At 63.6% G+C, this 12591-nt stretch carries 7 protein-coding genes and 1 pseudogene; 4 read left to right on the top strand and 4 right to left on the bottom strand.

The features are described from left to right. Both M3M54_RS10705 and M3M54_RS10700 read right to left on the bottom strand, forming a co-directional pair. Positions 1-797 (bottom strand): annotated as a pseudogene (locus M3M54_RS10705) (IS5 family transposase); the annotation flags it as partial. Between the two features lie 105 nt (positions 798-902). Beyond that, positions 903-2690, bottom strand: coding sequence for a DUF2079 domain-containing protein (locus tag M3M54_RS10700; protein WP_249019035.1), 1788 nt, complete (start codon positions 2688-2690; stop codon positions 903-905). Positions 2691-3801: 1111 nt separating this feature from the next. Here M3M54_RS10700 and M3M54_RS10695 point away from each other — a divergent pair. Further along, positions 3802-5007, top strand: coding sequence for a glycosyltransferase family 1 protein (locus tag M3M54_RS10695; protein WP_249019034.1), 1206 nt, complete (start codon positions 3802-3804; stop codon positions 5005-5007). A gap of 355 nt (positions 5008-5362) precedes the next feature. Next, the gene (locus tag M3M54_RS10690; RefSeq protein WP_249019033.1) at positions 5363-6277 is read left to right on the top strand and encodes a glycosyltransferase family 2 protein; all 915 of its coding nucleotides are present in this window, start codon (positions 5363-5365) and stop codon (positions 6275-6277) included. 216 nt (positions 6278-6493) lie between these two features. On the opposite strand, the gene M3M54_RS10685 is transcribed toward M3M54_RS10690, so the two are convergent. Then, positions 6494-7534, bottom strand: coding sequence for a glycosyltransferase family 1 protein (locus tag M3M54_RS10685; protein WP_249019032.1), 1041 nt, complete (start codon positions 7532-7534; stop codon positions 6494-6496). A gap of 255 nt (positions 7535-7789) precedes the next feature. Between M3M54_RS10685 and M3M54_RS10680 the strand changes: the two genes are divergently transcribed. Then, on the top strand, positions 7790-9292 hold the full coding sequence (locus tag M3M54_RS10680) for an oligosaccharide flippase family protein (RefSeq protein ID WP_371878576.1): 1503 nt from the start codon (positions 7790-7792) through the stop codon (positions 9290-9292). A 903-nt stretch (positions 9293-10195) separates the two neighbouring features. Here the strand turns inward: M3M54_RS10680 and M3M54_RS10675 are convergent. Next, positions 10196-11386, bottom strand: coding sequence for a glycosyltransferase family 2 protein (locus M3M54_RS10675; RefSeq protein ID WP_249019030.1), 1191 nt, complete (start codon positions 11384-11386; stop codon positions 10196-10198). Between the two features lie 418 nt (positions 11387-11804). Here M3M54_RS10675 and M3M54_RS10670 point away from each other — a divergent pair, with 418 nt between their 5' ends. Next, complete coding sequence (locus M3M54_RS10670; protein ID WP_249019029.1) at positions 11805-12521, top strand: zinc ribbon domain-containing protein; 717 nt, start codon at positions 11805-11807, stop codon at positions 12519-12521. Positions 12522-12591: the final 70 nt, after the last annotated feature.

The following is a 12591-nucleotide window of genomic DNA, read 5'->3' as shown; positions in this document are numbered from 1 at the left end:
GATGAGGCCGCTGGCGAGCTGGAGGAGCGCCTCGTGGCTCTCGTCCTTCTTTGACCAGCGGATCAGGATGGCCCGGTTGCGGCTCAGCCAGGAGTGACAGGCCTCAACAACCCAGCGGCGGGCTCTCCAGTCCGGGTTCTGGGTCTTCTCCTCGATCTCCTCCCCACGGGTGCGGATGTGCGGGATGAACCGTTGCGAGGTCACCGACGGTCTGATGGTCGAGTAGTCATAGCCTTTGTCCAAGCACAACCCTTGGGGTGCTGGCTCGGTGGGGATCGGCCGGGCGACCGGCGCTGACTGCAGGGGCGCTGCCAACAGCAGGTGATCGTTGCGTCTCGCGCCCTCGACAGCTATCCCGAGAGGGACACCAGCGGCGTCGGTGACGACGGAGCGCTTGACCCTTTTTTACCGCGGTCTGTGGGGTTCGGACCGGTCTTGTGGCCGCCCAACGGGGCCTTGGTCATCGCGCCGTTGACCGCCAGGAACGACCAGTCGATTCCGACGGTTTCATCCAACTCCAGCAGCCCCTGACGCCAGATCTCCTGAAACACTCCAGCTTCACGCCATTCCTGGAAGCGACGGTGTGCTGAGGAGGACGAGCAGACCCCGGTCACGTCCAGCGCGTTCCACTGCATCCCGGTCCGCAAGACCAACAAGATCGCGTTCATCGCAGAGCGATCGGGCACCCTTGGGTTATGACAGCCCCGCGGGCGTGAGGGCCGCGGCGGAAGCGATACCTCGATCCCCTGCCACAGCCAATCAGGCCGCCAGCCATAATCACGGTCAACGAGCCCCATCGGAACCTCCTGATCGCATTGCCACAGAGACGCCGATCACGAAATTCGAGACGGTCCACATAATCCCTCTACCGGGATAGGTCCTAAGCGCGAAGTGCTTCTCGGCTACTTGGCCGGAGTCAGTGAGACGTGCAGCACCTTGATGGTGGACGCAGACTCGGCGTAGACACGCGTCTCCAGATTGTTCCCCGGGTACGCTGGGACGGGGTTTATCTGGAACGGGCCACCACCGCGAAGCGCCGCTTGTGAGCGTTTTGGATCACGCCTCGTGATCGAACCGGCGAGGCTGACGGTGGCTCGACCTGAGAGCGCCACATTCTTTTCCGCGAGTTCGCGATTCGTCGTGACATTCCACAGCTGCACCTGGGCTTCGCCTGATCCCGCTAGGCGGACGGTGGTGCGGTAGTGGCCCACAGATTTCAAGTAGTAGTCACCCCAAAGGATCGGCCCATGCGCGCGGTCTGAACCCTTCATGTACCAAAAGCGCTCGGGCCCGCGACGGACGGCGGTGCCGTAGGTTGCGAACAAGCCGGCGGGATAGCTGTTGGCTGGTTCTCCAACAGGTAAATAATGGATGCCAGTCGCTGGGACTTTCACCCGGAACGCCCACACGTCATCGCTGACGTACGCCAACTTGGCGTTACGATCCCGTGCGAGAGTCGCGATCACCTGTGTCGATTGGGCAACGAGCGCTGTTTCGATGCCCGAGTAAGGTGCAATTACAAACCACGTGTCAGGAGCGGTGAGCCGGAAGTAGTCAGGTGTGCTCACGAATAAGTTCTCGTATTTGCGGCCGGCGAAGTCTCCGGCGATGCCCTGCGAGGCGACTACACCATCGCGTTCGGGGATGATCTGTTCGATGTGTGTCAGTGCCTCCGACTGGCGTGGGCTGACCCGAAGCCAAGTCGGTACCACCTGTGGTATCCAAAGTACGGCCCAGCCGAGCACGTTTACGATAGACAGTGCGACCAGAGCGTCTGCCAAGCGGCGAGATATCCGCCGCCGCAGCCACATGAGCGCCAGAATGGTGCCTATGGGTACAAAGATGTAGAGCGGCAGACCTTGAAACGATGGGCGCACGTATCCGACAATGCCCTGACTGAAGTTCTCGCCCATCACAACTGCGGTTATGCCTATTGCGGGCGCTGTCACGGCGCCAAGGATGCCTGCCGGTGCGAGGTTTGCGATGGCATCAAGCCAAAAGTGCTGAAGCGCCGAAATGGCGGCCGGTACCCGGCTCGCTAGGAGCCCGGCCGCCTGGTGTCCCTTGCCCACGGCTCCGGCGATCCCAAAGCCAACTCCCAGTTTGAGCATTAGCTCAAACCAGGCGGTCCCTGCAGCTATTGCAGCGGCCCCCCACACACGTCGGCCGCGCACGAACAGGATGGAAATGCCGACTCCCACCAGGTATGGGGTTGTGACGAGCCCGCTCGCCAGCGTCAAGGCACACCAGAGCACGGCGATGCGCCGTCCTCGAAACAGGTCACGCGCGGCAAGTACCGCGAACAGGGTTCCGAGCGGCTCGGAATGGTAGTCCCAAGATGCGGACCAGTAGATCCATGGGTCCAGAACGAGCAGCGCGAGACCGGTCAGGCAAAAGCGGGCTGCGGGAACCTCGGGCCGCTCGGCGACCAGGTCGCATAGCCACATAAAGGCGACGAACTCTGCACCGACGATCGCAAAGTCCTGCACCACGAGCAGCGTTATGGGGTGCGGCCAGATGAATCCGAGGGCGGCCAGGGGCCACTCGATCAGAATGGCCTGCGCCTGAAACAGGCCTGGAGGGTTGAGCGTGCCATGCGAGATCAGGTACCACCATTGGTAGAAGCCCGAGAAGTCTCCGGTTTGCGCGTGTCTGGCAGCCTCCACTCCGCTCCACGCGAGCAGAGCCACGAGCTGAATTGCGAGCGCCGCTTCGCCGACGTGTCGCGACCGCCGTAGCGCTGTCGATCTGGTATCGCTGACCGCCGGGCGCCGGGCCCCCTCTAGACGGAGCGGGAGGTGGGCGACGTGGGCGGGCGAGGAGTTCATTGCTGTCTGCTTGGCCCTTGGTGGGCTCGGCCTTCTAGTCGCTGTGACAAACCATATTACCCGCGCCGCAGCGGTCCGACCGTCCCGGGAGTAAACGAGCATATTGCTCATGGGAGCGCCGCGTTCTCTTACTCCTGCTTTCCCGCTGCCCGCCCGTCAACGGGCGATGCTTGCGAGGTTGGCGCTCTCTCAGGCCGCGCTGCCCCGTGATGTGCTGCGCACGTGAGCGCCTCTGCTGGCAGGTGCTGCGCTCGGCAGCAGCTGGACTCGGAACTCCGTCCGGTGGTTCGGGCCCGCAGCGGGCCCGGTGGCGCGGTCGAGGCGGCTATCCGTTCAGCGCGGTCGCGGGCCGTTCGTGCTTCATGCGGACGGGGCCAGCTGCAGGGGCTGCGCGAGACCAGTCGCTGCTGGCTCAAGGCACGGCGTAGCATCGGCCACCACTCGCCAATCTCTGTGCCTCGCCAGATCCGGTCGGGCCGATCACCCCCTGACTGGAGTCGCGATTGCGTCCCGGCCCCTGCCAGCGGTGGCGTTCGCGACGCTGAGTGCCGGTGCTGAGGACCGTTCGAAGAGGCCATCCGGCGGAAGGCTATGTTCAGAGCGATCGGTCGCGAGGCGGCCCATCTCGGTCCGCTCGGCTGCGTCGAGCCGGGCGGCTGCCGGCTAACCGACCATCCTCTCCCACCATGTTGCTGCCGACTGGGATCGCGTGCGGTTAACTGTGTCCCAGAATTTGTGTTCCGAGATTTTCCTTTGATGACCAGAACCAAGCCACAACAGACTACGGGCAGCATCTCGTGGGCTGCGGCCAGCCTCGCCGCGAGCCGACTCTATGGGCTTGTTGGTCGCACATTCGGGTCGGGTTGGAGCTTTCGCCGTCGCGTTGCTTACGGGGTTGGGGCGTTGCAACGGGGACAGTTGCTCGTGGGTCAAGCTTGATCGGTTCCCGGCACATGCTGACGATCGGTGTCCTTTGCCGCAGACCCACAGCAAACGTCGGGCTGATTCTCGACGAGAAACTAGGGATGTGCAGGCGCTAAGCATGCGGGTCGGACTGAACGTTTTGTACCTCGTGCCGGGGAAGACGGGCGGGCGGGAGACTTACGCTCGGGAACTGATCGCTGAGATGCTCGAGTTATTCACCAGCGTGGAGTTCATTGCCTTTGCGAACCGCGAGGCGTCAGCAGCTTTGCGTGAGGCGTTCGGAGAGGGACTGAGGATCGTCCAGCTTCCTGTTGATGTTGCCAGCCGGCCGTCTTGGGCCGCCGGCGAGCTGGTCGCGGTGCCGACGGCGGCAGCGTTTCGAGGCGTAGACATCCTGCATTCGCTGGCGAACTTCGGCCCCGTCGCCGGCCCGTTTGCAAGCGTCCTGACCGTACACGATGCACACCGGCATGACACTGCCGTGCCGGGCTCGGTCTCAGCGTTGCGCCAAACAACGATCGAAACCATGATGCGGGCTGCGGCGCGCAAGGCGACGCGGGTCATCGCCGATTCCCATGCCGGTTGCGCTGAGATTTGCGCGCGCATCGGCCTAAACCCGTCGAAGGTGGACGTGGCGCCGCTTGGCGTCGGGCGCTCGCGCCAACCCGGTAAGCGGTCGGTAGCCGAAACGCGGTCGGCTTTTGGCCTGGGCGAGCGGGTGACATGCCTGTCCGTGGCCACCAATATGCCGCACAAGAACCTTGTAGCCGGCATCCGCGCGTTGGCGACGATGCCAGCAACCGACCGGCCAGTGCTGGCGCTAGCCGGTCTCGGGACCGACGGTCCTGACCTCCGCGATGCCGTCGTCGCCGCTGGCGTGACCGACGACGTCCGGCTGATCGGCTACTGCGACGACGACACGCTCGAGGACCTCTATTGCGCGTCGGCGCTGGTGCTGCTTCCGACGTTGTATGAGGGTTTTGGGCTGCCGGTCCTCGAGGCGATGACGCGAGGCTTGGCGGTTGCCTGCTCGGACATCCCAGTGCTACGGGAGGTGGCGGGCGATAACGCACTCTACTTTGACCCTCACTCGCCGCGCGAGATCGCAGACGTGCTGGGTCGCCTACTCGACGACAAGGAACTGCGTGTTCGCTTGGCAACAGCAGGCATGAAGCATTCGGAGCAGTTCAGCTGGCGCACCACAGCGCAGCTGACCATGAGGAGCTACGAGCAGGCGCGGCTCGAGCGCCGGTGAGCATCTCGGAAGCTAGCGCCCGCCCGCGCTGGTGGCTATTCGCGGCCCACGTCGGGGGCGAGGACGCTGAGCCGTGAGCGGTGGCCGGCCGCTGCATGGCGGCTTCGTTTGCCGGGCGGACCACAATTACGCAGTGGAGCCGCGTCGGCTCCGACGCACCCTCGAGCCGAACGGTCGTCGCGACAGACCACGTCGGTCCTAGGTCTCCTGTCGCCGTGGCCGAGCGCTGCAGCACACCGTCTGGCTTTGCCCTAGTCTCGCGTGGCGATCGGGACTGCTATGGCACCGTTGGAGGGAACGGTGCCATAGCATCGCCAACCGGCAAGTCGAAGTCGAACGCGGTAAAAATGTGTTCGTGCTGTCGATTGTGATTCCGGTCAAAGATGGCGGGGACGACCTAGCTCGTTGTCTTGCGGCAATCGACGCCCAGATTATAGATGAGCCTGTAGAGATCATTGCCGTCGACTCAGGATCATCGGATGACAGCGTTGAGACAGCACTACGTCACGGAGCCACGGTTCTCCGGATCCCACCCGAAGAGTTCACACACGGAGGATCGCGCAACCTCGGCGCTGAGCACGCTCACGGCCGCATCCTCGTCTTCATTAGCCAGGACGCATTGCCGATGGGAACTGGCTGGCTGAGCGCCCTGGTCGCTCCGCTACGAGACGACGAGAACGTGGCAGGCGTCTACGGTCGACAGCTCGCGCATCCCGAAGCGGCCGCTGCGGAGGTCTACTTTCTGAACTTCATGTACGGCCCGAATGGACGCCGCCAGCGTGCACGCAGCGTCGCCCAGGTGAGCATGGACACCACGTTGTTTTCGAACGTGAACTCAGCTATCAGGCGCGAACTCTGGCAGCGCTTCCCGTTTTCGTCCGACATCGTGATGAGCGAAGACCAAGAGTGGAGTCGACGTGTACTGTTAGCTGGCTACGACCTGATCTATGAACCACACGCGCCTGTTCGTCATTCACACAGCTATACCCTGCTCGCAGCGTTCAGGCGCTTCTTCGACTCGGGTGTTTCGGCTGAGCGCGCGTATATGACGGCTGAGTCGCACTCAGCGAGCGTCCTGCGCGGCCGGGCGGCACGTTACGTCGTGGGTGAGGTTTGGTGGCTCTGGCGCACAGGAAAGGCGAGGCTGATCCCTTACAACGCCATCTACGAGCTTGCCAAAATGCTCGGTCTACTTGCAGGTCTCAACCACCGGCGCATCCCACTGTCGCTGAAACGGCGATTCACCGGCCTTCCAAATGCGTTTCGGTAGTTCGATCGCGTCACGCCTTGTCTACCGCGCACAGGTGACTGCTGCTGACCTGAGTGTGATCCCGCCCGGCTCCCGCATTGCACACGCCTCATCGCCTTCCGGAGCGTAAGACCGGCACTGGCAGCCGTTACGGCTCAAGCTCGCGAACGGCTTACCCCCATCTGCGAACGGCGAATCTGATCGGTAAGCACCGACCCCGGGGCGGGCGCTTGAGGATCACTGGAGTGTTCGCTGAGAGGGAGTCTCGGCTGCTGCCCGCAACGCCGCGAGCGTTTGGTCGGTAAAGTGCTCCCAAGAAAACTCTTGAGCGCGTACCTGGGCTCGGCGCCCGAGGTCCAGTCGGAGCTGCTCATCCGCCAGCAGGCGGCCCAGCGCTTGAGCGATGCTCGCGGCCTGCCGGGGCTCGACATAGTACGCAGCATCGCCACCCACCTCGGGCAGTGCCGTCAGATTGGAAGTGATGACGGCCGCGCCCATGCTCATGGCCTCCAACACGGGCAGCCCAAACCCCTCGCCAAGCGACGGGTAACAGAACACACCACAGCGACGGTACAGCTCGCCGAGCGCCATATCAGACACGTAGCCGAGCATGATGCAGCGATCGCCAAGTGACCGCAGGGCACTGAGGGTCTCGCCGGTTTCCCAGCCGATCGCGCCAACTACCACCAGCGGGTGTCGCCGCTGGGTGTCCTCGTCGAGCATCCGGTACGCCTCAACCAACCGGGGTAGGTTCTTGCGAGGCTCGAGAGTCCCGACCGCTAAGACGAAGCCCGGCTCGGGTAGCGCTTGAATCTCATCTGCCGGCGGCTGTGACGCGGGCAGGGTGGAACCCAGCAGCGCCACGGCTGTTCGCCCGATTGCTGCCGGGAAGCGCTCGATCAATGCGCTCTCGGTCGTCTTACTTATGCAAAGCATTGTGCTCGATCGACGCACCGCGAACCCCAGCGTGAGAGGCTCGATAAGCGATGAACGCCGGCTCGGCCTCATTGCAGGCTCGAAAGGAACCATGTCGTACACGATCGAGACGGCCGGACCGCGAAGGAGGAGTGGCGTGAGGTACGAGTTGGTTGAGAGGTACACCGTGCACTCGCGACTGGCGGCTCTGGCGGTGAGCAGATGCCACCAGGGATCGGGCGCCCTCGCGAGATGCCACCGGAACCGTTCGTCCAGCTGTGCGCCTGACCATGATCGACGCGCATACAGAATGCAGCGGTAATCGTCAGCGCGAGCGGCAAGCTCTCTGATCAACTCCCGCACGACCCTTCCCCGGCCTCCTGCCACCTCGGTGGCAGCGCGAGCGTCGATGCCTATCGCCAGTGGCTGAGCGTCGCCCAAAGTCCAATTAGTATCGCATACTCGCGTCAGGGAGGCCGCTCCAAAGCCTGGCGCCAGACCTAAGTCTCGTCAACCGAGTAGCCTCGCAAATGGTCCATCCGCATGACCGCCGGCCGCGCCGGAGAGGTCACGCGGCGGCAAACGTGACTAGAGCATCGCCCGACGGGCCAACAGCAGATGATGAACGAGCCCGAACCGATTGCGCGCACCCCAGGAGACGCGGGTCAGAATCACTCCGAGCGCAGCCTGCTCCTTAGAGGAGGTGTCGCTCGGGTGCTCGCCTACTCTGGGATGGTACTCCTCTCGGTCCTTTGGACCGTGGTTCTAGCGCGTCGCCTGGGTGTGGCACGCTTCGGCGTCTACACATCCGCAATGTCGGTGACTTCGGTTGCCACGACACTCGTCGATGCGGGTATGGGGAATTATGCAACCCGCGAGTATGCGTCCCGACATGGAACTGAGAGGGCTCGCATCATGGGCGACATATTTGGGTTGCGGGTTACGACGGCCACCTTCGGAGTTCTCTTGGCGGCAGGCTTCGCTGTCGCGGCTGGTTATCAGCTACCGATCCTGATAGGGGTTGTGCTCGCAACCGCCGGAATCGTCCCCCTCATATCCGCACAGACGATGTGGCTTCCGCTGATAAACGACCTCCGTCTCACTGTGGTCTCGAGTTTGGAACTGCTCAGACAGGCGATCTGGGGGAGCTTGCTGATCGGGCTAGCGCTCGCAGGCTTTGGCCTTCTTCCGTTGATGGCCTCGCTGTTAGTGACGAACCTGATTTTGGTTGTCGTGACCCTGCGGATCGCACGAAACCTCGACCACCCGAGGCTTGCGATCCGCCCCCGCGCTTGGCCCTCGCTCATCCACGGTGCGGCAGCGTTCTCTCTCGCCACCGCGGTCGGCACGGTCTACGCTTACACGACACAGATTGTCACCAGCCTGGTGAGCAACCCCGAGCAGACGGGCCTCTTCTCCGTCTCATTCCGCATCTTCATGGCCACAGCTGCGATTCCCGCATTGGTTGCGAGTTCCGCCCTTCCCGTGCTCTCGCGTGCGGCACAAGACGACCGCGAGCGCGTGAGCTATGTGACCAAGCGTCTGCTCGAGGTGTCGGTGGCAGCTGGCGTCGGCATCGCGCTGACGATGGTGGCGGGCGCTCGATATTTCATCCTGCTGCTCGGTGGGCGGGCGTTCCAACACGCGACTGGCGTGCTGGAGGTCCAGGCGCTCGCCGTAATCGCTTCCTTCACGCTGATGCCGTGCAGTTTTAGCCTGCTCGCGCAGGGTAAGTACCGCGGTATGTTGTGGGCTAATGGCCTCGGACTGGCCGTAACGCTGAGCAGCACCGTTGCCCTCGCAGGAGCATTCGGCGCTGTGGGCGCGGCGATAGCGACAATCTGCGGTGAGACAACGGTCGCTACGTTCATGGTCGGGTCGCTTCTGCGCGCGCACCCCGATTCGCGACCCAGCACCAGTGTAGTCCTGCGGCTACTGCTGGCGACGGCATGCGCGACGCCAGTGATGTTCTTGACCTTTATCCCATCGCTGGTGCGCGCCGTTGCCTTTGGGGGCCTGTATCTTGTGCTAGTGCTGGCGCTTCGCATCCTACCGCCCGAAATAAGACACACGTTGTCGGCGATCCCGACGAGCGTGACGCAGCGTCTCCGGCACCAGTGAGCCGACCGACGGGACCAAGGTTACGATTGGAGGCTCAGCCGCTCCTTTCGAACCGGACGTCGGTTGGGTAAGTGGGAGGCGTTGAGGATCTCGGCGGCGATCCGGTGCGCCGCCATGTCGCCGGACTGCTCGTTCGCTACCTTGTGGGCACTGTAATAGACGCGCGAGATCGTCGACTCAGGCAGCTTGCAGATCCGATGGCTGTCCTGGGATTGCCATTGATGCCAAGCTGGAACGGGCGAGCGACACTGGTTTCTCCAAGACCAACGCTCAGCGCACGCAGTGCGTCGTTCACAATCGCGGCGGCTCGTCAGCGGCAGTCCGCACACGCGTCGAGAGCTCGTCGGCTAGGGTCGGGGCCTCGCCAAACGATACCGCTGTCACGCGTTTCACCTGTCTCCGTTCTGGAGGCCCAACTCCGGCAACGGCCTCGTATTCACGCCGCTGCGGGCTGGCGGCGGCAGGCGCGGGCGCGGGTCGGCCACAAACCAGCTTCCGGGGCAGGCGCGTTGTCCACGGGGAACCGCCGTGACCTTGCCTCCGACAGGTGCTGCCGCGCGAACGCCGTGAACCACCATACGTCTGTTGGACCTGTCGCGCGAGTCGGTGGGCGACAACAGATGCCCGGAACCTCAGACGTAGGTGGCGCCGCGAGCATCCAGGGCGCGTCTCCCGCGTGAACTGTGAACTCATTCAGCGAGATACGAGTCGGCGATGCGCTCTTCGACCGGGACGTATGACCATCACCGTGGCCTCTCCCTCGCCATTGGGGCTGCCGGTCGACAGTCAACCTGCAAGGCGCGCTGCCGTGCTCTAACGGCGGATCTACCGCTTTCGGTCGCAGCGTGGAATGCGAGAGCGCCAATGCTCGCGCGTTGGACTGTGCGGAGGGCAGGGCTTCAGCTATCGACGTTCTTCTCTACGCAGCCCGAGTATGGACAGCAGAAACGAGGTGAAAAAGACCTGAACGCCGATTATGAGCAGGGTCGCGCTCAGCAATGCCTGTTCCTCCTGCGCAAGCGGACCGAAGCCACTGTTGATCCAGCTCACCACCACATCGGCTCCCAGTCCGACCCCCGAGAGACCGATCAATACCCCGAGCGCCAGCCCGTGCTCCAGTCGAAACCGTGCCCGCATGAGGTTGAACCACCGCTCGTCGTCAGACATGAAATACGTGGCATAAGCCAGCGCGCAGAGTCCTAGGCCGATGACCTGGACGCCGATGATTTCGAGCAGCGACCCAGCGATGAGCGTGTGAATCTGCCATCCGCGACCGAAGATCGCAATCTGGCCGATCGTAACGGCGGATGCGATCAAACCCAGTATGAGCAGCACGAGGCCCGGCAGCACAAAGAGGTAAGTGGGGCGGTGCAGGAGTAAGAAGCGCAGGTGTCGCCACCCGTCGCGGAAGCTTGAGAGCTTGGACTCTCCCTCGCGCGGGTGATAAGTGATCGGGATCTGCTCGATCCGTAGGTTGGCCTTTGCCGCTCTGATGACCATCTCAGAGGCAAACTCCATGCCAGTGGTGCGCAGGTCCAGTTGCGGCAGAACGCTGCGCCTGAAGGCACGCATCCCGCAGTGCGCGTCACGCACGCCGGTGCGGAACAGTACATTCAGAAGCCCGCTCAACAGGGGATTACCGACGTACCGATGGAGCCAAGGCATCGCACCGGGCTCGATGTTGTCCATTCTGTCGCCCATCACTACGTCGGCACCCTTTTCGATGCGCTCGACGAAGCGCGGGATCTCGGCGAAGTCATAAGTGAGATCGGCGTCCGCCATGACGACGTAGTCACCAGTGGCTGCTAGGAAGCCGGCCAGGTAAGCGCTGCCGTAACCGCGACGAGGTTCGAACACGACGCGAGCCCCGGCCGCCGCGGCGAGCTCCGCGCTACGATCTTCGGATGCGTTGTCAACAACGATAACCTCGCCTGAGAGGCGAGTTCTAGCGAGTGCTTCGACGGCAGACGCCACGCAGGCACTGATCGCCTCCTCCTCGTTGAGGCACGGGATCACTACCGACACGGTTGGCCCCGTCGGCACGGACCGATCTAGCGTCGTGGGCTGGATATCGCTGGGCGTCGTGCTGCTCAAGATCTTGGCACCCCTTGACTGAGCGCGCGAAGAGATGACCTCGCTCCGCGCACGTCAGCATAGCGGCTGTGGCCACCTCGACGCTTCGTCCTGCACCACGAGCACCGAAGTCCGGTAATGAAGCCAGACGCCGATGTGTGGTTCCCCCGGATCGTGAAGGGTTGATCTATGCGGCTAGCACCTCGAAGTTGACGGGGCTCATCTGCAGGATGTGGCTGTTACGCAGCACGTGGTCATAGAACCCCTAGCAGAACTTTTGGATGCCGGCTTGGGCGTGCTCGGGGTACGCGTTCAACGGGTCGTAGTCCGATGAGCAGGAACCTGCTGCTTCGCGGGGAATGATTCATGCGTGCGTGTTGCAAGCTCCGGGGCGGCTCGTCTCAGCCATTAGTGGCTGGACGAGCCGGTTGTTGGGCAGTTGGCGCAGAACGCGGTGTTGGCCGCGCGGGTTGACGGGCTTGAGCGGCAGGCGGCTCACAGCTTGCGGATCAGCTACTACCGCTGCCTCGGCCAGGACGGCTGGCGCTACCCCGACGGCAAACGCTGCCACAGCCACCCCGTCCGTGCTGATGAGATCGAACCGCTCGTCTGGGCGGAGGTCCGCCGACTGCTCCAGCAGCCCGAGCTCGTTCGCGCGGAGATCGGCCGCCGCCTCAGTACCGCGCGGACCGAGCACCCCGCCACCCACCGTCGCGACACGATCGAGCGCGACCTCACCCGCGCCAGCGCCGCGGTCGAGCGGCTGATCGAGGCCTACCAGGAACAACTCATCTCGCTCGAGGAGCTCCGTGCCCGGATGCCCGTCCTGCGCGCACGCCAGAACACCCTCCAAGCCCAGCTTCACAGCCTCAACATCGAACTTCAACACCGAACTGCACGACGCCGCCACCTACCTCCAGCTCGCCGACACCCTGAAGGCTTCCTCGGCCGCCTCACCGACGGCCTGGACCAGCTCGGCACCGCCGGCCAGCAGCGGATCCTGCGGCTCGTTGTCCGCGAAGTCCTGATCGGCGGGCCCGACGACACCATCACCATCCGCCACTCGAAACGCCCCGATGACCCCCTTTGCGTGGGAGCAGTCAGCGGTCCGCCCCGCGGTCATCCTTCGGCGCGTCCAAGGCGGAACCCAGTCTGATCAAGGCAGCCGCTGGATCGAACGGATCCTCGCGAACCGCGAAACGATGCGCCTTCAAGACCGGCCGGTG

This window comes from Conexibacter sp. S30A1 (genome assembly GCF_023330665.1).
Lineage (GTDB): Bacteria > Actinomycetota > Thermoleophilia > Solirubrobacterales > Solirubrobacteraceae > Palsa-465.
Note: the sequence above shows the minus strand (reverse complement) of the source record. Positions and strands in the feature narration are given on the sequence as shown.